The 26,135-nt window shown below is 65.8% G+C and carries 24 protein-coding genes and 1 pseudogene; 13 read left to right on the top strand and 12 right to left on the bottom strand.

The window, feature by feature from the left end:
- Positions 1-83: 83 nt before the first annotated feature.
- From ACF8O7_RS08305 to ACF8O7_RS08315, 3 genes are all read right to left on the bottom strand, one after another.
- Positions 84-851: an SDR family oxidoreductase gene (locus ACF8O7_RS08305; protein ID WP_043824507.1), complete on the bottom strand. Its 768-nt coding sequence runs from the start codon at positions 849-851 to the stop codon at positions 84-86.
- Complete coding sequence (locus tag ACF8O7_RS08310) at positions 851-2,578, bottom strand: acetolactate synthase catalytic subunit (RefSeq protein WP_392443069.1); 1,728 nt, start codon at positions 2,576-2,578, stop codon at positions 851-853. Before ACF8O7_RS08310 ends, ACF8O7_RS08305 begins: the two co-directional genes overlap by 1 nt.
- A 90-nt stretch (positions 2,579-2,668) precedes the next feature.
- Positions 2,669-3,625, bottom strand: a complete 957-nt coding sequence (locus ACF8O7_RS08315) for an SMP-30/gluconolactonase/LRE family protein (protein WP_392443071.1) — start codon at positions 3,623-3,625, stop codon at positions 2,669-2,671.
- Positions 3,626-3,772: 147 nt separating this feature from the next.
- Here ACF8O7_RS08315 and ACF8O7_RS08320 point away from each other — a divergent pair, with 147 nt between their 5' ends.
- Both ACF8O7_RS08320 and ACF8O7_RS08325 read left to right on the top strand, forming a co-directional pair.
- Complete coding sequence (locus tag ACF8O7_RS08320; protein WP_047468874.1) at positions 3,773-4,483, top strand: GntR family transcriptional regulator; 711 nt, start codon at positions 3,773-3,775, stop codon at positions 4,481-4,483.
- A 181-nt stretch (positions 4,484-4,664) separates the two neighbouring features.
- Positions 4,665-5,474, top strand: a pseudogene (locus ACF8O7_RS08325) (IS5 family transposase).
- A gap of 6 nt (positions 5,475-5,480) precedes the next feature.
- On the opposite strand, the gene ACF8O7_RS08330 reads toward ACF8O7_RS08325, so the two are convergent.
- From ACF8O7_RS08330 to ACF8O7_RS08340, 3 genes are all read right to left on the bottom strand, one after another.
- Entirely contained in the window at positions 5,481-6,359 is an 879-nt protein-coding gene (locus ACF8O7_RS08330; protein ID WP_012204201.1) for a hypothetical protein, read from the bottom strand.
- Positions 6,356-7,198 carry a hypothetical protein gene (locus ACF8O7_RS08335; protein WP_392443075.1) on the bottom strand — a complete coding sequence of 281 codons (843 nt, stop codon included), beginning with the start codon at positions 7,196-7,198 and terminating at the stop codon, positions 6,356-6,358. Before ACF8O7_RS08335 ends, ACF8O7_RS08330 begins: the two co-directional genes overlap by 4 nt.
- Positions 7,199-7,352: 154 nt before the next feature.
- Positions 7,353-7,982 (bottom strand): helix-turn-helix domain-containing protein, encoded by a 630-nt coding sequence (locus ACF8O7_RS08340; protein ID WP_392443077.1) that lies wholly within the window; start codon positions 7,980-7,982, stop codon positions 7,353-7,355.
- A 33-nt stretch (positions 7,983-8,015) separates the two neighbouring features.
- Here ACF8O7_RS08340 and ACF8O7_RS08345 point away from each other — a divergent pair, with 33 nt between their 5' ends.
- From ACF8O7_RS08345 to ACF8O7_RS08365, 5 genes are all read left to right on the top strand, one after another.
- Positions 8,016-8,192, top strand: a complete 177-nt coding sequence (locus tag ACF8O7_RS08345; protein WP_239974266.1) for a hypothetical protein — start codon at positions 8,016-8,018, stop codon at positions 8,190-8,192.
- A gap of 75 nt (positions 8,193-8,267) precedes the next feature.
- Positions 8,268-9,017, top strand: coding sequence for a hypothetical protein (locus ACF8O7_RS08350; protein ID WP_392443081.1), 750 nt, complete (start codon positions 8,268-8,270; stop codon positions 9,015-9,017).
- Positions 9,018-9,336: 319 nt separating this feature from the next.
- The gene (gene mutS / locus ACF8O7_RS08355) at positions 9,337-11,925 is read left to right on the top strand and encodes a DNA mismatch repair protein MutS (protein ID WP_392443199.1); all 2,589 of its coding nucleotides are present in this window, start codon (positions 9,337-9,339) and stop codon (positions 11,923-11,925) included.
- 55 nt (positions 11,926-11,980) lie between these two features.
- Positions 11,981-13,057, top strand: a complete 1,077-nt coding sequence (locus ACF8O7_RS08360) for a proteasome-type protease (protein ID WP_392443082.1) — start codon at positions 11,981-11,983, stop codon at positions 13,055-13,057.
- Positions 13,054-13,941: an alpha/beta fold hydrolase gene (locus ACF8O7_RS08365; protein WP_016454697.1), complete on the top strand. Its 888-nt coding sequence runs from the start codon at positions 13,054-13,056 to the stop codon at positions 13,939-13,941. The genes ACF8O7_RS08360 and ACF8O7_RS08365 overlap by 4 nt, the downstream gene beginning before the upstream one ends.
- 140 nt (positions 13,942-14,081) lie before the next feature.
- On the opposite strand, the gene ACF8O7_RS08370 is transcribed toward ACF8O7_RS08365, so the two are convergent.
- The 3 genes from ACF8O7_RS08370 to ACF8O7_RS08380 form a co-directional block, all read right to left on the bottom strand.
- Positions 14,082-14,522 carry a MarR family winged helix-turn-helix transcriptional regulator gene (locus tag ACF8O7_RS08370; RefSeq protein WP_047325831.1) on the bottom strand — a complete coding sequence of 147 codons (441 nt, stop codon included), beginning with the start codon at positions 14,520-14,522 and terminating at the stop codon, positions 14,082-14,084.
- Positions 14,523-14,650: 128 nt separating this feature from the next.
- Positions 14,651-16,639 (bottom strand): acetoacetate--CoA ligase, encoded by a 1,989-nt coding sequence (locus ACF8O7_RS08375; RefSeq protein WP_392443086.1) that lies wholly within the window; start codon positions 16,637-16,639, stop codon positions 14,651-14,653.
- 183 nt (positions 16,640-16,822) lie between these two features.
- Positions 16,823-17,650, bottom strand: a complete 828-nt coding sequence (locus ACF8O7_RS08380) for an undecaprenyl-diphosphate phosphatase (RefSeq protein WP_392443088.1) — start codon at positions 17,648-17,650, stop codon at positions 16,823-16,825.
- Between the two features lie 193 nt (positions 17,651-17,843).
- Between ACF8O7_RS08380 and ACF8O7_RS08385 the strand changes: the two genes are divergently transcribed.
- On the top strand, positions 17,844-18,122 hold the full coding sequence (locus ACF8O7_RS08385) for a PsiF family protein (protein ID WP_016454694.1): 279 nt from the start codon (positions 17,844-17,846) through the stop codon (positions 18,120-18,122).
- A gap of 364 nt (positions 18,123-18,486) precedes the next feature.
- Here ACF8O7_RS08385 and ACF8O7_RS08390 read toward each other — a convergent pair whose 3' ends face one another.
- Together ACF8O7_RS08390 and ACF8O7_RS08395 are read right to left on the bottom strand one after the other, a co-directional pair.
- Entirely contained in the window at positions 18,487-19,716 is a 1,230-nt protein-coding gene (locus tag ACF8O7_RS08390; RefSeq protein ID WP_392443090.1) for a PepSY-associated TM helix domain-containing protein, read from the bottom strand.
- An 18-nt stretch (positions 19,717-19,734) separates the two neighbouring features.
- Entirely contained in the window at positions 19,735-21,900 is a 2,166-nt protein-coding gene (locus ACF8O7_RS08395; RefSeq protein ID WP_154835052.1) for a TonB-dependent siderophore receptor, read from the bottom strand.
- A 336-nt stretch (positions 21,901-22,236) separates the two neighbouring features.
- Here ACF8O7_RS08395 and ACF8O7_RS08400 point away from each other — a divergent pair, with 336 nt between their 5' ends.
- Genes ACF8O7_RS08400 through ACF8O7_RS08415 form a run of 4 tightly spaced genes read left to right on the top strand, consistent with a single transcriptional unit; the run spans position 22,237 to position 24,943 of the window.
- On the top strand, positions 22,237-22,647 hold the full coding sequence (locus ACF8O7_RS08400; protein ID WP_392443092.1) for a DUF2306 domain-containing protein: 411 nt from the start codon (positions 22,237-22,239) through the stop codon (positions 22,645-22,647).
- A 34-nt stretch (positions 22,648-22,681) separates the two neighbouring features.
- A complete protein-coding gene (locus tag ACF8O7_RS08405; protein WP_244386634.1) occupies positions 22,682-23,017 on the top strand; it encodes a 2TM domain-containing protein in 336 nt (111 codons plus the stop codon).
- Between the two features lie 29 nt (positions 23,018-23,046).
- Entirely contained in the window at positions 23,047-24,135 is a 1,089-nt protein-coding gene (locus ACF8O7_RS08410) for a sensor histidine kinase (RefSeq protein ID WP_392443095.1), read from the top strand.
- 1 nt (position 24,136) lies between these two features.
- Positions 24,137-24,943: a LytR/AlgR family response regulator transcription factor gene (locus ACF8O7_RS08415; RefSeq protein ID WP_392443098.1), complete on the top strand. Its 807-nt coding sequence runs from the start codon at positions 24,137-24,139 to the stop codon at positions 24,941-24,943.
- A 36-nt stretch (positions 24,944-24,979) separates the two neighbouring features.
- Here the strand turns inward: ACF8O7_RS08415 and ACF8O7_RS08420 are convergent, their stop codons facing one another.
- Complete coding sequence (locus ACF8O7_RS08420) at positions 24,980-25,753, bottom strand: ATP-binding cassette domain-containing protein (RefSeq protein WP_392408512.1); 774 nt, start codon at positions 25,751-25,753, stop codon at positions 24,980-24,982.
- A 13-nt stretch (positions 25,754-25,766) separates the two neighbouring features.
- On the opposite strand from ACF8O7_RS08420, the gene ACF8O7_RS08425 reads away from it, so the two are divergent.
- A complete protein-coding gene (locus ACF8O7_RS08425) occupies positions 25,767-26,132 on the top strand; it encodes a hypothetical protein (protein WP_392443101.1) in 366 nt (121 codons plus the stop codon).
- Positions 26,133-26,135 lie beyond the last annotated feature (3 nt).

Raw genomic sequence — 26,135 nt, forward strand, 5'->3', positions numbered from 1 at the left:
GGGCAGCCCCGCACCGAGGGTGCCGCCCCCCCGCGAAGCAAGAGGGGGAAGCGGCGCAGCCGCTCAGGGGGTGCCGTCCATCTTCAATTCATGAAGAAGCCGCCGTTGACGTCGATCACGGCGCCATTGGTGAAGCCTGCGGACTCGCTGCACAGGTAGCGGATGGCGGCACCGACCTCGGCCGCCTCGCCCAGGCGCCGCACCGGGATCTGCTCGGCATAGCGGCGGTTGACTTCATCGCCGGCCTGCTGCGCCATCGGCGTCAGGATGCGGCCCGGCGCCACGCAGTTGGTGGTGATGCCGTACTGGCCCATCTCCGAGGCGATGGAGCGGCTCAGGCCCAGCACGGCGGACTTGCTCAGCATGTAGGCAGGGCCGGCCACGATGGACTTGCCGCGCCCGGCCAGCGAGGACACGTTGACGATGCGCCCCCAGCCCCGCTGCTTCATGCCCGGCAGCGCCAGCTGGCACAGGCGCAGCATGGACAGCAGGTTGACGTCCAGGATCTGCTGCACCTCGCCCAGCCCCACTTCGAGGATGCCGTTGGACTGTCCGCTGGCGTTCTTGAGGCTGATGCCGGCGTTGTTGACCAGGATGTCCACGCCGCCATGGCGCTGCACCATGTCCGCGACCACGCGCTGGCGGGCTGCCTCGTCGCAGACATCGAGCACCACGGCGCTGGCCCGGGCACGCAGTTCCTGCGGAACCAGATCCAGGTCGGGCGCGGCCAGGTCGGCCAGCACCACGCGGCGGCCGTCGCGCAGCAGTTCGATGGCGGTGGCCAGGCCGATGCCGCGTGCGGCGCCGGTCACCAGGGCCGTGCGGAGGGGGAAGTTCTCAGGCGCGCTCATCAGTGGCTCTCCGGCGTGTAGAAGGTGATGGGGGGAAAGGCGTCTTCGGTGCACATGACCTCGATCAGCGTGGCCTCTTCGGCGGCCATGGCGGCGCGCAGCGCGGGGGCAATGGCATCGGCCGATTCCACGCGCACGCCGTGGATGCCGCAGGCCCGTGCGATGGCCGCATGGTCCACGCCGCTGAAGTTCACGGCCGAGGTGTGCTCGCCGAACTTCACATGCTCGGCATGCTTCTGGTAGCCCAGGATGCCGTTGTTGATGAGCAGGGTGATCACCTTGATGCCCATGCGCCTGCAGGTCTCCATCTCCGACCACACATGGCCGAAGCCGCCGTCGCCCACCAGGCAGAACACCTGGCCGCCGTCCTGCGCCAGGCGCGCACCCATGGCCATGGGCATGCCCCAGCCCAGGCCCGCCAGGCCGCGCGGCGTGATGAAGCGCTGGCCGGCCCGGCGCGCGGTCAGGTAGTTGGTGACCCACAGCGTGGAGTAGCTGGCATCGGCCACCACGGTGTCCTCGGCGGTCAGCAGGGCGTCGAGCTCATGCATGATGCGTTCGGGCCGGATGGGTGCGGCGCTGGACAGGCGCACTTCGGCTGATTCCTGTCGGTGCCTTTCCCTGCCCTTGGCAATGCGTGCGGCCAGTGCAGCGCGCTGGCCGGTACGGGCCGACAGATCCAGCGGCCCGGCGATGTCCAGCATGGCCTGCAGCGCCAGCCGCGCATCGCCCACCAGGCGCATGGCGTCGTAGTTGCGCCCTATCTCCTGGCCGTCGATATCGAGATGGATGAATTGCGCATCGCGCGGGTACAGCGTCCAGCTGTCCGTGCCGTTCTGGTTGGTGCGGTTGCCGATCAGGAACACCACGTCGGCCCCGGACACGAAATCCTTCAGGTAGCGGCCCGAGCCATTGGGGCCCAGGCAGTTGGCGACCACGCCCAGCGACAGCTCATGCGTTTCGGCCACGGCACCCTTGCCCATGTTGGTGGTGGCCACGGGCAGGCTCAGCGCATCGGCAAAGGCGCTCAGTGCCTCGCTGGCACCCGAGATGTGCACGCCGCCACCGGCAACGATGACCGGCGCACGGGCCTGGAGCAGCGCGCCTACTGCCTGTTCCAGCAATTGCCGCTCGGGCACGGCGCGGTCCAGCGGAAAGCGGGCCAGTGCAGCGGGCCGGGGCACGCTGGAGGGCTGGGCAGGCTCGGTGAGCAGGTCGGCCGGCAGCATCAGCGCCACGGGGCCAGGCCGGCCGCTGCAGGCGGCGATGATGGCCTGCTCCACATAGTCCTCCACGCGCGATGCCTGGTCCACGCGCCGCACCCACTTGGTCACGGGCTTGAACAGGCCCATGTGGTCCAGGTCCTGGAAGGCGTTCCTGTCGGTCTGGTCGCGCGCCACGTCCTGCACCAGCGCGATGATGGGGATGGAGACCTTCAGCGCCTCGGCCAGCGGCGCCACCAGCAACGCTGCGGCCGGCCCGTTCTGCGCGGTGATCACGGCCGGCCTGCCGCTCATGCGGGCATGGGCATCGGCCATGTAGCCGCCCGCGTTCTCGGTGCGGTAGGCGATCTGGCGCAGGCCCAGTTCCTCGGCAGCCAGCACGAACATGCTGGGCAGGCTCTGCCCGAAGAACCGCGTGATGCCGTGCCGCTTCAGGACCCGGGCCACCAGGTGGCCTACGGTGTCCTGCTTGTTCAATCCAGGGTTGCTCAGGGGTTTCGACATGGGTTGCGGTTTCCGTTCAACAAAAAAAGGCGTAGCGGCTCCCTCGCCATGGCAATCGCCAGCGATATGGAAAGGGAAGCCAGGGGGAACTTATCTATTCAGGAAATTCAAAGGCAATCCAGGACACGGCCAGTCCAGCGCCACCAGCCGCCCCGTGGAAGACAGGGTGACAAAAGCCGTCTTCAGGTCCTTGCCGCCAAAGCAGATGTTGGTCGTCATGGGGTCGGGCAGCTCGACCCGGTGCAGCACCTGCCCGGCTGGCGAGACCACGGTGATGCCGCCCTCGCCCAGCGTGGCAAGGCAGATGTTCCCTTCGGCATCCGCGGCCAGGGAGTCGATGTTCTGCATGCCCGGCAGGCGGCAGACCAGCCGTCCGCCATTGGGCGAATCGGGCCAGGGCCGGGCCAGGATGTGCCCGGGCTCGCCGATGTCGAAGGCCCACAGCCGCCCCGTGAAGGTCTCCGCCACATAGAGCGTCTTCTCATCGGGAGAAAGACCGATTCCGTTGGGCGACCACAGCGGGAAGACGGCCTCGCGGATGGCGCTGCCATCGGCCAGCGCGTAGCAGACGCCGCCCCGGTCCACCTCGCGCGGGCGCACCTTGCCGTGGTCGGTGAACCAGAACCCGCCATGCCGGTCGAAGACCAGGTCGTTGGGCCCCTTCAAGGGTCCGCTGCCGCTTTGCGTGTACAGGCATTCGACCTGGCCCGAGGCCAGGTCCACGGCCTCTATGCGCCCGCCTGAATAGTCGTTGGCCTGGCCTATGGGCCGCAGTCCATGCTCCGCACTGCGGTGCCACTGGAAGCCACCGTTGTTGCAGATGAACAGCTTGCCGCCGGGGCCTATGGCGGCGCCGTTCGGGCCTGCGCCCAGGTGGACGAGCTGCCGCCTTGTGCCATCGGCCGTCACCCGGGTCAGCCAGCCATTGGCGATCTCCACCAGCACGACCGATCCATCGGGCATGGCCACCGGGCCTTCGGGAAACTCCAGGCCGTCGGCCAGCTCACGAATCCTTGGTTCTGCTTTTTCCAACCTGTATGTCCGCATGCACCCTCCCTTGGATATGATGCATGGTACTTGATGCATCAAACACCAATTACAGGGTTAGCCCTTGGCACAGCCACACACCGTGGCCATGAACAAACCGTCCTTCCCCGGGAGGTACCATTGCGCCCAAGCAGTTGCGGAGGCCCGATGTCCAGCGTTTTTTCACAGATCCGAACCAATCAGACCCTTGCCGAAAAAACCTATCTGCAGATCCGTGACGCCATCGTGAGAGGCCAGCTGCAACCCGCGCAGCGCCTCGTCTACCGCAGCCTGGCCGAAGAGTTCGGCATCAGCCCCACGCCCGTGCGCGATGCCATACAGCGCCTGGCCTCCGAAGGCGCGCTGGACCTGGACGACCGCGGCGTGGCCACCGTGCCCGTGCTCAGCGTGGAGCAGTACGTGGAAATCATCGCCCTGCGCATCGAACTGGAAGGCCGCGCCGCCGCAGCCGCCGCCAGCCGCCATCCGGGCCAGGGCTTCATCGACACCCTCACCCGGCTGCACCAGGACCTGGAAAAATCCATCGCCGTGGACGACGACGCCACGCTGATCGCCAACGAGCGCTTCCACTTCTCCATCATCGAAGCCGCGCAGCAGCCCGTGCTGGCCAGCCTCATCGGCCTGCTGTGGCTCAAGTGCGGCCCCTCCGTGCGCTACCTGTACCGGGGCACCTACGCCCGCGCGGCCGAACATCCGCACATCCGGCTGATCCATGCGCTGGAGCAAAGGGACGGCCCCGCCGCCCGGCAGGCCGTGGTGCAGGATCTGCAAAGCGCCTGCCTGCATATCCTCAGGAAGATCGCCAAGGATGATGGGATGGCGTTTCCGCAGGAGTGGGTGGTGGCGGGCATGGGGTAGGAGCGTGGCCGCGCGCGCCTGTGCTTTCGTGGTTGCTCCATGCCGTCCAGGCAAGTCTTGTCTAGCGCCTTCGTGCAGCTGTGCAACCCGTTGATTTCCAGGCCAATGAGCGATATCTCGCAAGAGTGGCTAACACCACTTCGTCACAGGCCCTCGCAGAGTAGTTATGCTCGCTGTCCTCATGGCACGACGACCCGTAAGCAAAGAGCTGTGGCGACAGCTACGACCCCTGATCCCAGCCTTCGTCCCTTCTACCAAAGGCGGTGCGCGCAAGCTCGCAGCCAGCGATGAAGCCGCCATCAACGGCATCCTGTTCGTGCTGCAAACAAGCATTCCATGGGAAGACCTTCCCCAATCCCTTGGGTACCGCAGCGGCATAACTTGCCGGCGGCGCCTGCGCGACTGGAATGCCGCTGGTGTCTGGGAGCAGTTGCACCAGGCAATGCTGACTCGCTTGCGTGAACATGACCAGATCGATTGGAGCCGAGCCAGCATTGATGGCTCCTCGGTGCCAAGCCCCCGGGGGATCAGGAAACGGGCCCAAACCCCACGGACAGAGGCAAGCTCGGCTCAAAGCGGCACATCGATGTAAATGCCAGAGGCATCCCGCTGGCGATCTTGATCAGCGGTGCGAACCGGCACGTCTCCAAGATGTTCGAGAGGTGCGTGGACGCGATTTCTGCGATTGCAGGCTTGGGAGGGCGCCCCCGCAAAAGACCATCGAAGTTGCACGCCGACAAGGACTATGACTACAAGCGTTGCCGTGCGCACTTGAGACAACGGGGCATCGCCAGCCGCATTGCCAGGCGAGGCGTTGAGAGTAGCGAGCGACTGGGTAAGCATCGCTGGGTGGTGGAGCGGACCCCATGGATGGTTTGCAGGCTTTGGCAAGCTGCGAATCTGCTTTGAAAGACGACTGGATATCCACGAAGCGCTGCTGAAACTGGCAGCGGCGATCATCTGTGCACGCTTCGTGGATCGGTGGTGTTAGCCACTCTTAGCAAATGTCACTCACGTACCAATCTTGCATAATTTCCGCCAAAATTTCCGGCTGATCTGCTTCAGCCAATAACATAAGCTCTGACTCCTTGAGCTTATAAGACATATTTTCCCACCATTTTTCCCAAGCATAGACACTGGCACTAGGCAGCGTATTTTTGGAAGGAACAAGTATTGCAAGGCCTAATTGCTCTCTTGGCCGGAGCTTGTTAAACATAAGCAAATCGCTCATGCTCGAGCTCAAATTCAATTGAGCCGTAGCCAAATTCACATAACTGGCAGATACAACGCTGCTAGCGACCTTGAGATTGTCATAGTTAACATCAAATGTGTGTACCGTAGAGCCATCTACCACACGATAGCAATCCTCATCTTGATGTATCACCTCAAACTGCGTACCTAGTCGCTGCTTTAGTAAGCCCGCCATCTGACTTCTCAAGTCCTGTTGAGCCATTCCGTAGACTCTTGGCTTTACCTCATTTGGAATAACCGTAACCACGCGCTGAAATGTACGTGCCAACACCGACAACCTGTCAGTTCCGCTTGCATAGTGACCAATGCCAAAGCTTATCTGCGGACTTGGACTCTCATACTTCGCGATGCCATTGCCTTTATTAGCTTTCAAATCCGCCAATAATTCATTGCGCAACCAACCCCAAGTCTCATTACTAAATCGCTTACCGTAAAAGCACTTTAATCGTGAAGCATCTTCAGCAACTCTGAAATCAACAAGTCGACCCTTTTCAGACAGTGCAACTCCAATAACAAAGGTTTGAGGCACATCCAGCTCAGGCTGAAAATCAATGGTATGCCATTTACCTTCAAAATTTGGAGCCTCACTGCTCACGGACTCTGCCAATGCTCGGAGGTTAATCATGTCAAAGCTCCAACTCGCTGCTGCATCCAATTATCTTGACAACGCAAATCAACAAATGACAGAATCCTATTTGCGTAAATTGACCCAGCTCCTTTAAACAAGGTAGTCAATAGCTCCAAAACTTGAACGCGGCATACGTCCAGCGCCCCCTTATGATGCTGCGAGCAAGCAACCATAGTATCTCTTACGCGTGTCCAATCGGAGGTAGACAATTTCTTCCCCGTATGCGCCCTATTTAGTGCGCGAAGCGAATCCCCGTTTCCAGCCAATTGTTGGATTTCTCCTGCGATCCAATTTTGAACTGCAAAAATCTGCTCATGATCAATTGGAATGCAACTTCCTTTTCCATGGAAAAGCACATTACCCAGATTACGATCAATATTGTGAAATAGCTCATCGAACGCAGCGATTGCGGCGCCAGTATCTGTCCGCAACACGTCCAGCCACTTCGCATCACCTTCACATCCCGAAAAGAGCGCACGAATACTGGAAAACGCAAGCTGCTGCGATGCCCAAGCCAGAACATAGCCGCCTGACACCAACTCAGTCGGTACAGCACTTCGCCCCAAGACAGCTTTTGCCTTTTTCTCTGTCATGATCAGAATTCCAGCATGCTGAGGCACTGGCAAGCCAATCGCTCGTAGAAAAAGCCAAGCAATCGCTTCATTGCACAAACCGATACCGTCGGGTCGCATGAGCTTGACCACACTGGTCACTCCTGCACGCTGCACCGGATAACGCACCTCGGCAACATGTGTGGACTCGTTGGCTCCACGATGGCGTATGGCACCTACAAAATTCAAGTAGTCATGGTCGCTCAGAATAGGGAAGCTGCTCATACTTGAACTCCCACCCCCAGGGAACGGACTTGGTGCTTAAACATCTGCGATCTCCTCCTTGTTCTTAGCCATGATGGGCCGTTCTTTACCTCCGAGCGATCATTTGATCGCGTGGCGGAGTCATCCACCAGGGCGCACTGCTTGAGTTCGTCCCTTACACGCGAGCTGCCTGTGCTGCCAGTGAGGCTACCGTTCTTATGGCAGCTTGGCCTTCTGCGGTGGCCTTGCCGTAATGTTGCATCAGCACCTCAATGTCAGCACTGACTGCGCCGGCCACGCCAACATCGCCGCCCGCCGCGCCTGCGCGCAGCGACAGCAGCACATAGCCCACATCCACACCCACGGCGTGCAGCTGCTGCAGCGCCTTGGCATCGGGCGCAAACTCGCCTTCTTCAAATTTCAGCAGGGCCAGGCGGTCCACGCCGGACTTGGTGGCCAGTTGGCCCACGGTCAACTCCAGACGCTTGCGCTCTTGCACCAAGCGGTCCGCAAGCGTGGCAGCGGGCTGTGCATGCTCTATCGCGCTGGGGTCAAAAGTACGTATGCCCGTGAGCACATAGCCGGAGTCCACCCCGAACCCGCGAATGGTGTTGAGGTAGCCAACATCAGGCAGATTTGCCCCCGTCTCGTAGTTCGATTGAGTGTTCTTGGACACCCCGCCCAGGGATGCAAACGCCTCTTGGCTTAGGCCAAGCCGTTTGCGCTCCTCACGCAACCTTTGGGAGAATTCATCCATTTTTTTGGTAAATCTGTTGACTTTCCCAAAAAATTGGGCAAAATCCACCACGCCTTGTAACAACCTATCTCCAGATACTACATGACCACCCCAGCGCACCACACCCGCCACCGCTCGGCCACGGTCGAGCCCCTGATGTACTCCAAACGCATTCCCCTGGGGATGACCGGCGAAGAGCTGGAACGCGCATGGGACGGCGCCCAGCACGAGGGCCGCATCGTGCTGGGTCAACCCGACACCGCCGCCGAGCGGCGCTGAATCGAGTGCGGCCACACATTCAGCGCCACGATGAAAAATCACGCGCGCCCTGAGCCCCAGCGCCACGCCCAATGCATGGCCGATGCCCACCAAGCAGTCCTGTTCGCAGCAGGAGCGCTCAAGCACACGGTGAAAAGCATCCTGTACGACGGAGCACAGGAGCGCTACTCCTGCCCTCACGCCAGCCGGGCATTTGCAGCGCTCAACCAGCTTCCTGCTCCCGGTTGCTGCCCGGCAAGCAGTCCACATGAGCCGGTGCGGGTGGATCTACTTTCACTGCTCGCACTCATCAGCTCGGAACTGGAGTTCGCTCGCGACACATTCCGAGAGAACCGGCTCAGTGCAGCAGGTGAAGCTGCCTTTGTTCATGGACTGCTGGAACACGCCTTTGAATTCGCAGACAGGCTGTTCGGGGCCTACAACGAGCTTCCCCACACCTTGGACGACCTGCGTTTCCTGGCCAGCTTTGCTGCAGCCACGGAGGCTGGCAACGGTATCAATACATTCGGCAGCCAGGCAGATACAGCATCACCAGTCACAGCGGCATCGCCGTTGCTTGGAAGCGGCCACCGGGCCAGTGAGTTGCTCATTCGTTGCTCATTCGACATCGAGGCAGCAGCCCACGCCGTGACAGCGCTGGGCGATCAGATCACGGAACCGGAGCAGATTCAGATCGCCTCGCTGATTCGCTGCTATGGCGCACGCATCGCGAAACTCAACAGTGTTCTGATGAGCCATCTCACCGGGGACGAAGTAATCACCCTGGCGGATGCGCAGCACGCCCTGTACCAAGGGGCCAAGCAGTTGCCAGAAGGAGCCCTGTGACGACGTACGGCGGAAATGGTCCCTTGGATTGAGCGCAGCGCATTTGTGCGCCGCGATCTACGCCCCCTTGGCGCGGCGTCCAACCTCGGGTAGTCAATAATGTGACCTTTGTCCGCCACCACGCCCCACACGATGGATACGGCCCGAGGCGGGCAGCACGACACAAGAACATTTGCGCCTTCCTGCGGCCCCGCGCCTCCCAGGCAGGCCTTGCCCGGCGCCTTCGCGCCGCCGCAACCTGTTGATTCCCAAGCCAATGAGCGACCTTTCGCAAAGCACACAGCCCTCTCCGGCCCCTGATCTGTCGGCGCACACGCCAATGATGCAGCAGTACCTGGGCATCAAGATCAACTACCCCGACACGCTGGTTTTCTACCGCATGGGGGATTTCTACGAGCTGTTCTTCGGGGATGCGGAGAAGGTGGCGCGGCTGCTGGATATCACGCTGACCACGCGCGGGCAGACGGCGGGGCAGCCGATTCCGATGGCGGGCGTGCCCTTCCATGCGCTGGAGAACTACCTGGGCCGGCTGATCAAGTTGGGCGAGTCGGTGGCGATCTGCGAGCAGGTGGGCGAGGTGGGCGCCGCCAAGGGCCCGGTGGAGCGCAAGGTGGTGCGCGTGGTGACGCCGGGTACGCTGACCGACAGCGAGCTGCTGTCGGACAAGAGCGAGGCGATCTTGCTGTCCCTGCACACGGCCGCGCGCCAGCGCTGCGGCCTGGCCTGGATGGCGGTGACGCAGGGGCGCATACACCTGGCCGAGTGCTCCCACGACGAGCTGGGCGCCTGGATTTCACGCATTGCGCCCAGCGAGCTGATCTACAGCGCGGGCGTGACCGAGCGTTTCGAGCAAAGCCTGTTCGCGCTGCGCCATGGCGGCTCCATTGCCTGCCCGCTGTCGCCGCGCCCTGACTGGCAGTTCGACGGCGGCCTGGGCGAGCGCAAGCTGCTGGAGCTGCTGGGCGCGGCCAGCCTCAAGGCCTGGGAGGCCGAGGACCTACCGCTGGCCCATGGCGCCAGCGCCGCGCTGCTGTCGTATGCCGAGCACACGCAGGGCCGCAGCCTGTCGCACATCCACGCTCTGCAGGTGCAGCGCGACGATGAGCTGATTGCGCTGCCGCTGGCCACGCGCCGCAACCTGGAGCTGGTCAAGACGCTGCGCGGCGAGGATTCGCCCACATTGTTCTCCCTGCTGGACACCTGCATGACGGGCATGGGCAGCCGCCTGCTCAAGGCCTGGCTGCTGGAGCCGCGCCGCGACCGCACGCAGGCCATGGCGCGGCTGGAGGCCACGCGGGCGCTGCAGGGCGCCAGCGCAGGCGGCATGGCCGCGCCCTGGCAGCAGTTGCGCGAGCAGCTCAAGGGCGTGAGCGATGTGGAGCGCATCACCGCGCGCACCGCGCTGCGCCAGGTGCGCCCGCGCGAGCTGGTGGGACTGGGCCGCACGCTGCAAAAGGCGGCCTTGCTGGCCCAGGCCGGGCAGACACCCTCGGCCCACCTGACCCAGCTGTTTGCCGACTTGCAGCCGCCCGAAGGCTGCGCCGAGCTGCTGGTGCGCGCCATCATGGAAGAGCCGGCCGCCCTGGTGCGCGACGGCGGCGTGTTTGCCACGGGCTACGACGCCGAGCTGGACGAGCTGCGCGCCATCCAGAACAACTGCGACGACTTCCTGCTGGAGCTGGAGGCCAAGGAAAAGCTGCTCACCGGCATTCCCAACCTGCGCGTGCAGTTCAACAAGGTGCACGGCTTCTATATAGAGATCACCAACAGCTACAAGGACGCGGTGCCCGAGCGCTACCGCCGCCGCCAGACGCTGAAGAACGCCGAGCGCTATATCACGCCCGAGCTCAAGGCCTTCGAGGACAAGGCCCTGTCCGCGCAGGAGCGCGCGCTGCAGCGCGAGAAATTCCTCTACGAGCAGCTGCTGGACCAGTTGCAGCCCCATGTGCCGGCGCTCACGCGCGTGGCCGGTGCCATTGCTGCCATCGACGTGCTGTGCACGCTGGCCGAGCGCTCGCTGACGCTGAACTGGTGCGCGCCCGAGTTCGTGAACCATCCCTGCATCGAGATCGAGGCCGGCCGCCACCCGGTGGTGGAGGCCCGCATGGCCGAGACCTCCAGCGGCAGCTTCATCGCCAACCACACGCGCATGAACGCCAACACGCGCATGCAGATCATCACCGGCCCCAACATGGGCGGCAAATCGACCTATATGCGCCAGGTGGCGCTGATCGTGCTGCTGGCCAGCATGGGCTCGCATGTGCCGGCGTCCAGCTGCCGGCTGGGGCCCATTGACGCCATCCACACGCGCATCGGCGCGGCCGACGACCTGGCCAATGCCCAGTCCACCTTCATGATGGAGATGACCGAGGCCGCGCAGATCCTGCACTCAGCCACGCCCCACAGCCTGGTGCTGATGGACGAGATCGGCCGGGGCACCAGCACCTTCGACGGCCTGGCGCTGGCCAGCGGCATCGCCACCCAGCTGCACGACAGGACGCGCGCCTTCACGCTGTTTGCCACGCACTACTTCGAGCTGACCGAGCTGCCGGCCAAGGCACGCGCGGCCGTGAACATGCATGTGAGCGCGGCGGAGTCGGGCCAGGACATCGTCTTCCTGCACGAGATCCAGCCCGGCCCGGCCAGCCGCAGCTACGGTATCCAGGTGGCCAAGCTGGCGGGCATGCCGGCCGGCGTGCTGCACCACGCGCGCCATGCGCTGGAGGCACTGGAGGCCCATGCCGACGAGGGCCGCCTGCAGGTGGACCTGTTCGATGCGCCCGACATGCCCGAGCCCGAGAGCCGCCACGACCCGCTGGCCCAGGCGCTGGCCGCCATCAATCCCGACGCACTGAGCCCGCGCGAGGCGCTGGAGGCCCTCTACCAGCTCAAGAAGATCGCCGCCTGAACGCGGTCAATCGCCTCGCACTAAACTTGTCGATCCCGCAGTTTCGGATGTTCCCATGACTTATTGCGTTGCCATCAAGCTCAACGCCGGCCTGGTTTTCCTGGCCGACTCGCGCACCAATGCCGGCCTGGACCAGATCAGCTCTTTCCGCAAGCTCATGGTCTACGAGAACCCCGGCGACCGCTTCATGGTGCTGCTGTCGGCCGGCAACCTGTCCATCACCCAGTCCGTTCGCGAGCTGCTGGAGAGCCAGCAGCTGCGCGACGAGGCCACGGGCGACATGCTGACCATCTGGAACGTGCGCAGCATGTTCGACGCGGCCCGCGTGCTGGGCGCAGCCGTGCGCCATGTGTACGAGCGCGACGGCGTGGCCCTGTCGCGCTCGGGCGTGGACTTCAATATCTCGCTGGTGCTCGGCGGCCAGATCCAGGGCGAGAACATGCGGCTGTTCCAGGTCTACTCGGCAGGCAACTTCATCGAGGCCACGAGCGAGACGCCCTACTTCCAGATCGGCGAATCCAAGTACGGCAAGCCCGTGCTGGACCGCGTGATCACGCCGCGCACGCCGCTGGACGAGGCCGCCAAGTGCGCCCTGGTGTCCATGGACAGCACGCTCAAGTCCAACCTGTCGGTGGGCCTGCCCCTGGACCTGATCGTGTACGAGAAGGACCGCTTTGCCTCCGACAAGATCGTCAGCATCGACGAGAGCAATCCGTATTTCCGCATGCTGCACGACAGCTGGGGCGAGCGCCTGCGCCATGTCTTCGACAGCATCGAGGACCCGGCCTGGGATGGCGGCGCCTCCGAGGTGCCCATCCGCGTGCACAGCCGCCAGGCCCAGCCGCTGACCAAGGTCAACGCGCCGGCAGGCGCCCTGCGCTCGTCGGCGCGCAGCATGGGCCGGCTGCCGCCTGCGGCGCTGCGCCAGCCCTATCACAGCGGCACGGGCGCGGGCCTGGGCACCTCCACGGCAGACGGTCTTGCGACATCCCCCATGACGCCCATGACACCCATGACGCCCCAGCAGCCGGGCCCGGCATCGCCCGTGCGGCCCGATGCAGGCCAGCCCTCGGGCCACCAGCAAGGCGTGCCCGATGGCGCCGCACAGGCCGGCCAGGAGCCTCGGCCGTGAACGCAGCCCGGTCCGCACAGCGGGCCGAGAGCGATGCGGCGGTTGCCGGCACGGGTACGGGCGCGGGCACTGCATCGGCGCCGCTGCCCGTGGTGTTCTCGCATGCCAACAGTTTTCCGCTGCCCACCTACCGGCTGCTGCTCTCGCTGCTGGCCGAGCGCGGCATCGCGGCGCAGGGCGTGGAGCGCTTCGGCCATGACCCGCGCTTTCCCGTCACCAACAACTGGCCGCACCTGGTCGAGCAACTGGCCGAGTTCACGCGCGCCGAGGTCGAGCGCGTGGGCGGTCCGGTCTTCCTGGTCGGGCATTCGCTGGGCGGTTTCCTGAGCGTGATGACGGCCGCGCGCCATCCCGAGCTGGCGCGCGGCGTGCTGCTGATCGACTCGCCATTGCTCAGCGGCTGGCGTGCCAATGCGGTGGGGGTGGCCAAGCGCACGCAGCTGGTGGGCTCGGTCTCGCCAGGCAAGATCAGCGCGCGCCGCCGCAATGCCTGGGACAGCGATGACGAGGCGCTGGCCTATTTCCGCGCCAAGAAGGTGTTTGCGCAATGGCATCCGCAGGTGCTCCAGGACTATGTGCAGGGCGGCCTGGCCGACCTGGACGGCCGGCGCACGCTACACTTCACGCGCGAGGTGGAGACCGCCATCTACAACACCTTGCCGCACAACCTGGCCTCGCTGCTGCACCACCATCCGCTGCGCTGCCCGGCGGCCTTCATCGGCGGGCGTGCCTCGGTGGAGATGCGCCAGGTGGGCATGGACCTCACGCGCCGCATCACGCGCGGGCGCGTGATGATGCTGGACGGCAGCCACCTGTTCCCCATGGAGCGGCCCCACGCCACGGCCGCCGCCATCGAGGCCGCGCTGCTGAACATGCAAACCTGAGCGGCGTCCGGCTCAGGCCGAGATCCGGATGGCAACCCTGGACCATGGGATGGAGCGTGAACCCCTTGGCGCCTTCCTCAAGGATCGGGCCCCATCGGCGTTCACGGCAGCGGGCGAGGGTCTTGGCGATGGTGGGCCGGCTACCCGGCGCAATCGATCATCTTGTGAAGCAGGCGCAGCAGCTGCTGCTTGTCCTCAGCGCTCAGCATGCGGCTGGCCTCTTGCTCCAGAATTTCCACCTGCGCCGCCGCCTTTTCGTGCAGGCGCTCGCCCTCGGCCGTCAGATACAGCAGCGACAGGCGCCTGTCCGCAGGATCGGCCTCGCGCCTGAGCAGGCCGCGCACCTGCAGTCTTTCCATCAGCGCCGCCATATTGGGCTGGGAAATCATCACGGTCTCGGCGATCTGGCGCTGGGATGCGCCGGGATTGGCCGAGATCAGCGACAGCACGGCAAACTCCGACGGCTTGAGATCCAGCGCCAGCATGTGCTTCGCATAGTGAGGCCTTACGGTGGCATGGGCCAGGCGCGTGCAGTGGCCCAACTGCTGCATCAGAAAATTCTGCTGGAGTGCTGGCTTCATGGGCGATGGGGTGGCTCGGTCCAAGGTGGGGCCAGGCGCATCGAACGGGGCCTGGCGGACCTTTCGATAGAGACGGTCATGGGTTTGTCTCCTGCGTCATGGATGAAATCGGCCAGGGTCGCCGCACCTCAGGCCAGCGGGACCCGTGCCCGGTATTGCACGAAGAAATCGATGCTGCGCGGATTGGCCATGGCGTCGGGGCTGGCCACCTTGGCGGGCTCTGCACCCAGCAGCAGCTTGCGCACGGGCAGTTCCATCTTCTTGCCCGTGAGGGTGCGCGGAATCTCGGCGACCTGGATGACCGCATCGGGCACGTGGCGCGCAGAGGCCTGGGCCCTGATGGCATCCTTGATCCGGGCCACCAGCGCATCCGTCAGCACCAGGCCCGGGGCCAGCACCACGAACAAGGGCATGAAAGAGGGGCGCCCCAAAAACTCCAGGTCCACGACGAGGCTGTCCAAGACCTCGTCAACTTCCTCGACGACACGGTAGATCTCGGCCGTTCCCATGCGGATGCCGAAACGGTTGATCGTGGTGTCCGAGCGGCCGTAGATCACGGCCGACCCATGCTCGCTGAACGAGATCCAGTCGCCATGGCGCCAGTAGCCGGGAAAGACGTCGAAGTAGCTTTCACGGTAGCGCAGGCCATCGGCGTCGTTCCAGAAATACAAGGGCATGGAAGGCATGGGTTCGGTGATCACCAGTTCGCCCACCTCGCCGGTCACGCTGCGCCCTTGCTCGTCAAAGGCGTGCGCGGCGACGCCCAGTTCACGGCACTGGATCTCGCCCGCACGCACGGGCAGCAGGGGCGCGCAGGCCACGAAGCCCGAGGCGATATCCGTTCCACCGCTGACCGAGGCCAGCCACAGATCGCGCTTGATGTTCTCGTAGACCCAGCCGTAGGCCTCCAGCGGCAGCGCCGACCCCGTGGAATTGATGGCGCGCAGTTTCTCGAAGCGGCGGTCCCGGGCGGGCACCACGCCATCCTTCATGGTCTTGGCCAGAAAGGCCGCGCCGCAACCGAACAGCGTGACCTGCTGGCGATCGATGAAGTCCCACAATGGGCCATCGTCGGGCGAGGTCGGGTTGCCATCGGACAGCACCACGGTGGCGCCAGCCAGCAGGCTGCCCACCATGAGATTCCAGACGATCCAGCCCGTGCTGCCCAGGAACATGAAGCGGTCGCCGGGCCGCACGTCGTGCTGCAGCCCATGGGTCTTGAGGTGGGTGAGCACGATGCCGCCATGGCTGTGCACCATGGCCTTGGGCAGTCCCGTGGTGCCCGAGGAATAGACCACCCACAGCGGGTGCGAGAACGGCAAGCGCTCGAAGACCGGCTCTGCGGGCCTGACCAGCGCGTCGGCCCAGGCCATGACATCGCGCCAGGGCAGCTCGCATGCGGGGTCCCCGGGCCTGAACAGGGGGCCGGGCACGTGGATCACATGGCCTATCTCGGGCAATCCCCGCAGCACCTCGCCGAGTACGGCGCGGCGATCGAAACACCGTCCCCCGTAGACATAGCTATCGGTGGCGAAAATCAGCTTGGGGCCGATCTGCTGGAAGCGGTCCAGCACCACGGAAACGCCCATCTCGGGCGCGCAGCTGGACCAGATGGCGCCTATGCTGGCGCAGGCCAGGAAGGCCACGACCGCCTGGGGCACATTGGGCAGGTAGGCCACGACGCGATCGCCGCGGCCCAGGCCGAGTTCGCGCATCCGGGCCGCGAGCGCCGCCACGTCACGCTCCAGCTGCCGCCATGACAGCTCCACCGGCTCGGCGCCTTCGCAGCGCGCGATGATGGCCGGGTGCTCGGCGCTGGCGCTGCGGAACACATGCTCGGCATAGTTCAGGTGCGTGTCGGGAAACCACTGCGCGCCCGGCATTCCGCGCTCACCGAGCACGCGCGTGGGGTCACCGTCGGCCATGACCTGGAAGTAGTCCCAGATCGAGCGCCAGAAGCCATCGAGATCCGTGACCGACCACTGCCACAGCGCCTGGTAGCCATCGAAGCGCCTATCCCTTGCCGCAGCCAGCCAATCCATGTAGCGCGCCAGGCCGCTTTGCGCGACCTGCTGCGGGCTGGGACGCCACATCAACTGCCCTTGTTCGATGGCCATGGCAACCCTCGGAAAAAGTTATAAAAAAAACATATTTTTTATAACCATAGAACATCATCATTCTCAGGAGTACAGGGGTTTTCATGGGGCAACCACGCGCTCGTCATGCGGTTGCTCCCCCGGGTACATGACGCAAAAAAGCCACCCGAAGGTGGCTTGTCCCCATCGATGGCCCGGCCCTGGTCAGCCGCCGCTCCAGTTGACCAGGCCCGTGAAGGCCGTGACCAGCACGATGATGCCGAAGGCGATGCGGTACCAGGCAAACGGCACGAAGCTGTTGGTGGAGATGTAGCGCAGCAGCCAGCGCACGCACAGCCAGGCGCTGATGAAGGAGAACACCAGGCCCACGGCGAACATGGGGATGTCGTCCACCGACAGCAGGGCGCGCTCCTTGTAGAGGCTGTAGACGCCGGCGCCGATCAGCGTGGGAATGGCCAGGAAGAACGAAAAGTCGGTCGCCGCCTTGCGCGACAGGCCCATGAGCATGCCGCCGATGATGGTGGCGCCGCTGCGGCTGGTGCCGGGGATCATGGCCAGGCACTGCACCAGGCCGACCTTGAGGGCATCGAGCGGCGTCATCTCGTCCACGGTCTGCACGCGCATGGCCGAGGCGGGCCGGCGCTCGGCCCACAGGATGACGAAGCCGCCCAGGATGAAGGTGGTGGCCACCACGGTGGGCGTGAACAGGTGCGCCTTGATGAACTTGCCGAAGATCAGCGCCAGCACCACGGCCGGCAGGAAGCCGATGATGACGTTCAGCGTGAGCCGCTGCGCCTGGCCGCTGGTGGGCAGGTCGACCACGGTGGAGCGGATCTTCTGCCAGTACACCAGCACCACGGCGAAGATGGCACCGGTCTGGATGGCGATGTCGAAGACCTTGGCCTTGGCATCGTCGAAGCCCAGCAGCGAACCGGCCAGGATGAGGTGTCCGGTGGAGGAGATGGGAAGGAACTCCGTCAGCCCTTCCACGATGCCCATGATGGCGGCCTTGATCAGCAAAAGAATGTCCACGGCAAGCGTCCTGTCGCAATGCAAAAGTGCGCCATTATCTGCGCTGGCCATGGCCTGACGATGGACGCCTGCCGGCCCGCCGGCGGCAATCGCAAACTTTTACAACGGCCGGCGCGCAACGTTGCTGTGCGCCCGGCGCTGTGCTGCAATGTGGGGGCGCTGGATTTCGGCGCGCCTTCAAAACCATTCCATCATGAAAAAAATCGTTGTTCTGGCAGTTGTCTCCCTGGCCTGCAGCATCGGCATGGCCGCCGGAGACAAGGCCCCCACGGCCCAGCAAAAGCTGATGGGCACCTGCAACACCGAAGCCGCCGGCAAGAAGGGCGACGAGCGCAAGGAGTTCATGAAGTCCTGCCTGTCCGACGGCAAGAAGCGCCAGCAGGAACGCATGAAGACCTGCAATGCCGACGCCACCGGCAAGAAGGGCGACGAGCGCAAGGCGTTCATGAGTGAATGCTTGAAGAAGGACTGAAGCTCCCCCTGAGCGGCTGACGCCGCTTCCCCCTCTCTACCCGCTTCGCGGGGGAGGGGGACGACGCCCTCGCCGCGAGGCGGCTCTTGCTCGGCGTCTCTGGTGTCGGGCCGCGCCAGATTTGGAGGCTGCGCCCTATTTCTGCAGCAAGCCTTCATTGAAGCCACCGTTTTCGGTGGCTTTGCTGTTTCGGCGGATAGTTTTCTGATTTGGCTATCAATGGAGCCGTGCACTACCGACAGCCGCTCAAACTCGCAGGGCTCAAGCGCGGGCAGCCGAGCAAGGGCCTACGCCGGCCGCGCCGCCCCGCAGTGAGGGCTGCGTCCCCCTCCGCGAAGCGGGAAGGGGGAAGCGGCGCAGCCGCTCAGGGGGTCATCTTCCTGGCCCTTCGCTTGCGCCACCAGATGATGACGCCGGTGATCGACAGGACGGCGACAAGCACGCCGACGAAGGACATGAGCACGCGGCCGGGGGTGCCGAGGATGCGGCCGCTGTGCAGGGGCAGCTGCAGCTGGACGAAGACGTCGGCGGCCGTGCCGTGCCAGGGGCGGTAGGTGCCCAGGACTTCGCCGTTGTCGGAGCTGACGTAGATGTTGGACAGGCCCATGCCCATGGCGCCGGTTTCGTCGTGCGGGTCGAAGAAGGAGATGTTGTAGAACGGGAAGTCGCCGCCCCACCAGATGCCGCCTGCGGGCTGGGCGAAGCCCAGGCGCTTGGCCTCGCTCTGGGCGATGGCGATGGCCTGGGCGAACGAGACCTTGGGCACGAGGAGCGTGCCCTGGGGTGCGGGCTTGAGGGTTTCGTAGGGGCCGGGCGTGGTGGTGGAGACGGTGCTCATCACCGGGTAGAAGACTTCGCGGTACAGGTTCAGCGAGAACGAGGTGAAGGCCACGATGACGATGACGGCCCAGACCCACAAGCCGCCCGCGCGGTGCAGGTCGAAGTTGAGCTTGTAGGCGCCGCCGCCCCAGCGCACGCGCCATGAGGGCAGCCAGCGCCGCCACCACGATCCCACGGCCGCCGTCAGGCGCGGGGCGCCTTTCCTGAGCTTGACGGGAAAGGTCAGCAGCAGCGCGACAAAGCTGTCGGCCACCCACAGCAGGGCCAGGCTGCCCATGAACCAGTAGCCCCAGCGGTCCGTGCCCCAAAAGCGCGGGGCCAGCAGGCTTTCGTGCAGGTGGCGCAGCCAGGGCATGAGGTTGCGCTGGCTGAGCGCAAAGCTGCGCCCGTTGCGCTGGCCCGTGATGTGGCCACTGACCGGATCGACGAAGACCGTGTCATAGCCCAGCGCAGGCGCCTGGCCCGTGGCCGGGTCGGGCCGGGGGCGCACCATGAACATGGCGGCTTCGCCCTCGACCAGGCCCAGGGTCATGTAGCTGATCTCGGCGCGCGGCTCGCTGGCCTGCACGGCGGCGGCCAGCTCCAGCGGGGTCTTCAGCGGGCCGCGTGCCGGGGTCTCCAGCATGTCGGCGTTGAGCCATTCGTCGATTTCATGGTCCCAGGACAGCACGGCCCCCGTGAGGCCGGCCATGGTGAGGAAACCGGCCAGCACCAGGCCGATCCAGCGGTGCACCACCGTCCACAACGCGCGCATGCTTCAGATCGCTCCGGCTCAGAAATCCACCGATGCGCTCAGCGAGAAGGTGCGCGGCATGGACTGCACCAGGTAGTTGGCGCCCGGGTAGCCGCCCACGGACGACCAGTAGCCCTTGTCGAACAGGTTGTCGATGCGCGCGCGCAAGGTCAGCAGGCGGTTGTTGCCGATGTCCATGAGATAACGCGCGCCGATGTCGGTGCGCGTCCACGAGGCAACCTTCAGCGTGTTGGCGCCGTTGGCGTACTGGCTGGAGGTGTGCATCACGCGCGCATTGAGGGCCAGGCCCGAGACGCCGGGCACATCCCAGTCCACGCCCAGGTTGAGCAGGCGCTTGGGCACGCCGATGGCGTAGTTGCCGATGGTGGCGGCATCGGCGGCCTCGCGGATCTTGGCCTCGCTGAAGGTCACGCCGCCCAGCACGCGCAGGCCCTTGACGGGCTCGCCGAAGACCGTGGCCTCCAGGCCGCTGTTGCGCTGCTTGCCGTACTGGCCGAAGACCTGGTTGGCCACATAGGCCGAAGGCATGTCCGTGGTGTACAGCGCCACCGTGGCGCCCAGTTGCCGGCCCTGCCACTTGAAGCCGATTTCCTTCTGGCGCGACTTGTAGGGCGCGAACACCTGGCCACCGTTGGACACGGGCAGGTCGTTGGCTGTCTGCGGCGCCACGGCGCCCTTGGTCAGGCCTTCGATGTAGTTGGCGTAGACCGAGGTGTTCTCGCTGGTCTTGAACACCAGGCCCAGCATGGGCGTGGTGGCCGACTTCTTGTAGTGGTCGGTCTGCGCGCCCGTGTTGTAGTCGTAGCTGCTTTGCTCGATGCTCTGGCGGCGCACGCCCACGGTCAGGCGCAGGCGCTCGTCCAGCATCGTCAGCGTGTCGCCGATGGCAAAGCTGTTGAGCCGGGTTTCACCCACGCGCGTGGGATCGGCCAGGTTGCCGCCGAACAGCGTCATCGCCGGGCGCGCGCTGCTCCAGGGGTTGTAGATGTTGTTGACCACGCCAAAGCCCATGCCCCAGGCATTGCGCTCGGTGGCCGAGTAGGTGCTGGCCGTGGCCACCAGCTCATGGCCCACGCTGCCCGTGGCCAGGCGCGTGCGGATGCCGACCTCGCCCGTGCCCACGCTGTCCTTGCGCTTGTTGTCGAAGCGCGTGCCCGTGGTGTCGCCGGCCGCATTCGTGACGGTCACGCCGCTCAGGGAGTTGTCTTCCTTGCCGCGGCGCAGGCCGCCTGCGGCCCAGGCCGTGGTGGTGTCGTTGATGTCCCATTCGGCGCGCAGCGTGGCGAACAGGTCGCGCTCGGTGGAGTACGACCAGTTCTGGCCGTAGTTGGTCTTGTTGTCGGGCACGGCCGGGATGAAGTTGCCGGGCGTCACGCTGGGGCGACCGCCGTTGTAGCTGTTGCGCTGGTAGCCCACGTCGCCCGACAGGCGCACGTTGCGGCTGCGCCAGTCCAGGCCCAGGCCCAGGGCGGTGAGCGAGCGGTCTTCGCCATCCACGCCCGTGCCGCCGTCGCGGCGCACGGCGTTCAGGCGGATGCCGGTGCTCCGGTCAGGGCCGAAGCGGCGCGAGATGTCGGTGGAGACAAAGGCCTGGCCGCCCGTCTGTATGCCGGCGCCCACGCGCGTCAGTGCATCGTTGCCGGCGCGCTTGGGCAGCAGGCTGATGGTGCCGCCAATGCCGCTGCCGCCCGGTGCTGCGCCATTGAGGAAGGCATTGGCGCCGCGCAGCACCTCCACACGCTCGAAGAACTCCGAGGCGATGTACTGGCGCGGCAGCAGGCCGTACAGGCCGTTGTAGGCGATGTCGTCCGAATAGACCGGGAAGCCGCGCAGCACATACAGCTCCTGGAAGTTGCCGAAGCCGCGCGCCTGGCGCACGCCCGGGTCGTTGAGCAGCACATCGCCCACGCTCTTGGACTGGGTGTCCTCGATCAGTTGCTGGGTGTAGCTGGTGGTGGAGAACGAGGAGTTCTTCCAGTCCAGCGTGCCCAGCACGCCGTTGCGCGCCCCCGTGGCCACCTGGCCGCCTGCGAAGGGCTTGGACAGGCCCTGGGCCGATGCGTCGGCGCTGGCCTCCACCGTCACGGCCTCCAGCACGGTGTCACCGCCCCGGGTCTGGGCAATCAGCGCCTGATGGCTGCACAGGCAAAGAACGGCCAGGGATATGGGGCGAATGGAAGGCATGGGGATGGGATTGAGAATGATTTGCAGAACCCGTTAGCTTACCAACCACCTGGGCACGCAACTATGAGTTTTCTCAATCTGTTGCATCGAAGCAATCCTGGGGGTGATTGGTTTCAAAGGCCCTGATCGATAGTCTGTGCGCACTCACCCTGACCTCCACCCTGCGGACTGCATCCTCCAGATGCCGTGGACGTGCCTGCCGTTCGCGGCGCCAGGATGCAGCTGGCACCCTGCCCTCGTCCGTCCGTCGCATGGCGCTGGCCCCTGCGGCGCCCGGCAGCGACAGTCCTGTCCCATACAGGCCCGCCAACCCGGGCCGCACGCCAGGACACCGCCATGCAAATGACACCGCTGATCGCCATCCACATGAGTGCCGCCCTCGGGGCCACGGCCACGGGCGCCATCGCCCTGCTGGCACGCCGCCAGGCCGCCGCCCATCCCCGCCTGCACCGCGCGGCCGGCCATGCCTTTGTCACGCTCATGGTCTGCGCGGCGGTGTCCGCCTGCTTCATCCGCGACTACCGCCTGCCCAACTGGGCCGGCTACACGCCCGTCCACCTGCTGGTGCCGCTGACCTTTGCCGGCCTGGGCCGGTCGTTCTGGCACCTGTACCACGGCAACATCGCCGGCCACCGCAAGATCATGCGCAGCGTCTACATCGGCGCCTGCGTCGTGGCGGGCCTGTTCACCCTGCTGCCCGGCCGCTATCTGGGCGACCTGCTGTGGCAGCAGTTGGGCCTGGCCTGACGCCGCTTTCCTTCCCCCTGACGGAGAACTCCCCATGCGCACCCTTGATCCCCTTGATCCCCTTGATCCCCTCGATCCCTCTGCCCGCCACGACGACGATGCCCTGGAGCGCATGGCGCGCCGCCGCGCAGGCGCCAAGCTGGGCTGGATGATCCACGCCAGCGTCTATGTGCTGGTCAACCTCGGGCTGGCGGCGCTGTCGCTGTCCCAGGGCAGGCACTGGGCCATCTTCCCGGCCCTGGGCTGGGGCCTGGGACTGGCCATCCACGGGGCCGTGGTCTGGCTGGCCCTGCCGGGCAACGGCTGGCACGGGCGCATGGTGGAGCGTGAGCGGCAGGCGCTGCAGTCACGCCAGGGCCGCGCCCGCTGAGCGACGCCATGGGACTACCATTGCCCTCCATGCCCGACCCCGCATCCAACGCCACACGCCAGCCGGCCGCCCCTGGCCACATCGTGGAACGGACCACGCTGCTGCGCCACGGCATCGCGACGACCTCGGCCTGCGCCCTGATTGCCGCCGCATTCAGCCTGAGCAACCACGGCCGCTGGGACGTGAACCTCATCTACTCGCTGTCGATCGGCCTGACCAGCTGGCTCACCATCGAACTGGGCCGCTGGCGCCTGACGCGGGGCCAGGACATTCCCTGGCCCGGCGGCTGGCGGGGCGCCGCGCTGGTGGTGGCTGGCATCGTGACGGGGTTCGTGATCGGGTCGCTGATCGGCACGGCCTACAGGCAGTGGGCCGATCCCGACGCCAGCACGGCCCTGATGCACCGGCTGTGGATACCGCTGGCCGTCACCATCGTCGCCAGCACGGTGATGTCGCTGGCCTTCTTCCTGCTGGGCTACTCGCGCCATCTGCAGATGCAGGCCGAGCAGGCCAGCCGCCAGGCGGCCGAGGCGCGACTGACCCTGCTGCAGGCCCAGCTGGAGCCGCACATGCTGTTCAACACCCTGGCCAACCTGCGCGTGCTGGTGGCCAGCGACCCGCAGCGCGCCCAGGCCATGCTGGACCATCTGATCGCCTACCTGCGCGCCACGCTGGGCGGCTCGCGCAGCACCGAGCATGCGCTGGGCGAAGAGTTCGCACGCCTGCGCGACTACCTGGCGCTGATGTCCATCCGCATGGGCCCGCGCCTGCAATACACGCTGGACCTGCCCGAGGACCTGGGCCAGGTGCCCGTGCCGCCGCTGCTGCTGCAGCCCCTGGTGGAAAACTGCATACGCCACGGACTGGAGCCCAAGCTGGAAGGCGGGCATATCGCCGTGCGCGCGCGCCGCATGGACGGCGGCCCGTTGGAGCTGACCGTGGCCGACAACGGCATGGGCCTGGACACAGGTGCGCCCGCCCTGCCCGGCAGCCGCTTCGGCACGGCCCAGCTGCGCGAGCGCCTGGCCAGCCGCTATGGCGACGCCGCGCACTTCGAACTGGCCGCCCTGCCCGAAGGCGGCACGCTCGCCAAAATAACCATTGCCAACGCCGGTTGAAATGACCTCCTCCCCCCGCGCCCTGATCGCCGAAGACGAACCCCTGCTGGCCGAGGACCTGCGCCAGGCCCTGGCCCGCGCCTGGCCCGAGCTGCAGATTGCCGCCATGGTGGGCGACGGCCTGAGTGCCGCCCGGCAGGCGCTGGCGCTGCAGCCGGACGTACTGTTCTTCGACATCCGCATGCCGGGCCAGAGCGGCCTGGAGGCCGCTGCCGAACTGGCCGACGCCTGGCCAGAGGCGCAGCCGTTTCCCATCCTGGTCTTCGTGACCGCCTATGACCAGTACGCCATGGACGCCTTCGAGGCCCAGGCCGTGGACTACCTGCTCAAGCCCGTGCAGCCCGAGCGGCTGGCGCGCAGCGTGCAGCGCCTGCGCGAGCTGCTGGCCCAGCGCACGGCGGCCCCGGCCGGCGCTGCGCTGGCGCAGGCGCTGGAGCAATTGCGGCACCTGGCCGGTGCCACGGCCCCCGCCGCCACCGAGCCGCCGCTGCAGATGATCCAGGCCGGCGTGGGCACGCAGATCCAGATGGTGCCCGTGCACGACGTCGTCTACTTCGAGGCCGCCGACAAGTACGTGCGCGTGCTCACGGCATCACATGAGTACCTGGTGCGCACGCCGCTCAAGGAACTGCTGCCCCGGCTGGACGCCGAGGAATTCTGGCAGGTGCACCGTGGCACCGTGGTGCGCGCAGCCGCCATTGCCAGCGCCCAGCGCGACGAGGCCGGCCGGCTGTGGCTGCAGCTGCGCGAGCGAGCGGAGAAACTGGCCGTCAGCCGCCTCTACGCGCAGCGGTTCAAGGCGATGTAGGCGGCGATGTAGGTGGCGATGTAGACGCCGGCTCCGTCAGCGCAGCGGCGGCTGATCGGGCAGGTCCAGCACGTCGTCCCAGGCCACGCCCTGCATCTCGTCCCAGTGGGCGACGATCACGCAGCGGGGGCCATGCCCGGCCACGGGGGCCGATTGCTGGCCAGCACGGTTGAGCCCTGCCAGCGTGCGCTGCACATGGTCGATCGATCCCCGGTCCAGCGCGGCCAGCGGCTCGTCGATCAGCAGCAGCGGCACGCCGCTGGACCAGCCCGCCGCCATCCACAGCTTGCGCAGGCTGCCCGTGGACAGGGCCAGCAGGGGCTTGTGCAGATGGGGCTCCAGGCCCAGGCCGTCGGCATGGGCCTGCCATGCCGCCTCGCTCCACGCCGGATGCAATTGCCGCTGGTCCTGCACCCATTCCTGCGCGGGCCGGGCGCGCTCGGCATTGGACAGCTCGGCGCGCGGGTCGCGCCAGAACAATGCAGGGCGCTGCGACGGGTCCGGCTGCTGCGGATATACCAGGCGCCCGCCCTGCAAGGGCAAATGGCCGGCCAGCGCCTGCAGCAGGCTGGTCTTGCCGCAGCCCTCGCCGCCGCGCACCAGGCACAGGCCCACGGGCCAGTCGTGCGAGGCGCCATCCCACAGCAGCAGGCCCGGCTGCCCGAAGCGCAGGGCCTGCGCGCTCACCATCGGCGGCGCCATCGATTGCTGTGCGGTGTCCATCTGAATGTCTTTCCGGTTCTGCGATGCGGGCGATTGTGCACGCGGCACAATGCCGGGCTTTCCCTTTTCCAACCACGCACTACGCATGCGGACCGCCACCATGACCCTCGACTACCTGGATTTCGACTACAGCGAAGACGACGAAGGCACGGGCTGCTGGGACGCCATGGCCAGCGTGCCCGCCACGCGCGTGCCGGCCCTGGCGGCCGAGGTGGAGCAATTGCTGGCCTGGGCGCACCGCCGCTTCAGGGGCCGGCGCGGCCCCATCGAGGAAGGCGGCGACTGGGACTACGAGCTGCAGGCCCAGGACGACGGCGGCCAGCCGCTGGACTGGCGCTTTGACGCAGCCACGGCGCGCCTGCAGTCCGTGGCGGCCGGGGATGGCCGCACCACGGTGAACCTGTCGATCAGCGGCAGCGCGGCCTTCGGCGAAGCATTGCGCCAGGCCTTCGAGCTGCAGGACTGAACA

Origin of the sequence: Delftia sp. WSY_16 (genome assembly GCF_043104415.1) — a bacterium.
GTDB lineage: Bacteria > Pseudomonadota > Gammaproteobacteria > Burkholderiales > Burkholderiaceae_C > Comamonas > Comamonas tsuruhatensis.

Coding starts and splice junctions, on each gene's coding strand:
- ACF8O7_RS08415 (WP_392443098.1), top strand. CDS start 24,137: ATGACCTCCTCCCCCCGCGCCCTGATCGCCGAAGACGAACCCCTGCTG.
- ACF8O7_RS08390 (WP_392443090.1), bottom strand. CDS start 19,716: ATGCGCGCGTTGTGGACGGTGGTGCACCGCTGGATCGGCCTGGTGCTG.
- ACF8O7_RS08350 (WP_392443081.1), top strand. CDS start 8,268: ATGGCCGATGCCCACCAAGCAGTCCTGTTCGCAGCAGGAGCGCTCAAG.
- ACF8O7_RS08395 (WP_154835052.1), bottom strand. CDS start 21,900: ATGCCTTCCATTCGCCCCATATCCCTGGCCGTTCTTTGCCTGTGCAGC.
- mutS (WP_392443199.1), top strand. CDS start 9,337: ATGATGCAGCAGTACCTGGGCATCAAGATCAACTACCCCGACACGCTG.
- ACF8O7_RS08335 (WP_392443075.1), bottom strand. CDS start 7,198: ATGAGCAGCTTCCCTATTCTGAGCGACCATGACTACTTGAATTTTGTA.
- ACF8O7_RS08400 (WP_392443092.1), top strand. CDS start 22,237: ATGCAAATGACACCGCTGATCGCCATCCACATGAGTGCCGCCCTCGGG.
- ACF8O7_RS08310 (WP_392443069.1), bottom strand. CDS start 2,578: ATGTCGAAACCCCTGAGCAACCCTGGATTGAACAAGCAGGACACCGTA.
- ACF8O7_RS08375 (WP_392443086.1), bottom strand. CDS start 16,639: ATGGCCATCGAACAAGGGCAGTTGATGTGGCGTCCCAGCCCGCAGCAG.
- ACF8O7_RS08425 (WP_392443101.1), top strand. CDS start 25,767: ATGACCCTCGACTACCTGGATTTCGACTACAGCGAAGACGACGAAGGC.
- ACF8O7_RS08305 (WP_043824507.1), bottom strand. CDS start 851: ATGAGCGCGCCTGAGAACTTCCCCCTCCGCACGGCCCTGGTGACCGGC.
- ACF8O7_RS08315 (WP_392443071.1), bottom strand. CDS start 3,625: ATGCGGACATACAGGTTGGAAAAAGCAGAACCAAGGATTCGTGAGCTG.
- ACF8O7_RS08360 (WP_392443082.1), top strand. CDS start 11,981: ATGACTTATTGCGTTGCCATCAAGCTCAACGCCGGCCTGGTTTTCCTG.
- ACF8O7_RS08410 (WP_392443095.1), top strand. CDS start 23,047: ATGCCCGACCCCGCATCCAACGCCACACGCCAGCCGGCCGCCCCTGGC.
- ACF8O7_RS08385 (WP_016454694.1), top strand. CDS start 17,844: ATGAAAAAAATCGTTGTTCTGGCAGTTGTCTCCCTGGCCTGCAGCATC.
- ACF8O7_RS08405 (WP_244386634.1), top strand. CDS start 22,682: ATGCGCACCCTTGATCCCCTTGATCCCCTTGATCCCCTCGATCCCTCT.
- ACF8O7_RS08320 (WP_047468874.1), top strand. CDS start 3,773: ATGTCCAGCGTTTTTTCACAGATCCGAACCAATCAGACCCTTGCCGAA.
- ACF8O7_RS08420 (WP_392408512.1), bottom strand. CDS start 25,753: ATGCGTAGTGCGTGGTTGGAAAAGGGAAAGCCCGGCATTGTGCCGCGT.
- ACF8O7_RS08330 (WP_012204201.1), bottom strand. CDS start 6,359: ATGATTAACCTCCGAGCATTGGCAGAGTCCGTGAGCAGTGAGGCTCCA.
- ACF8O7_RS08370 (WP_047325831.1), bottom strand. CDS start 14,522: ATGAAGCCAGCACTCCAGCAGAATTTTCTGATGCAGCAGTTGGGCCAC.
- ACF8O7_RS08345 (WP_239974266.1), top strand. CDS start 8,016: ATGACCACCCCAGCGCACCACACCCGCCACCGCTCGGCCACGGTCGAG.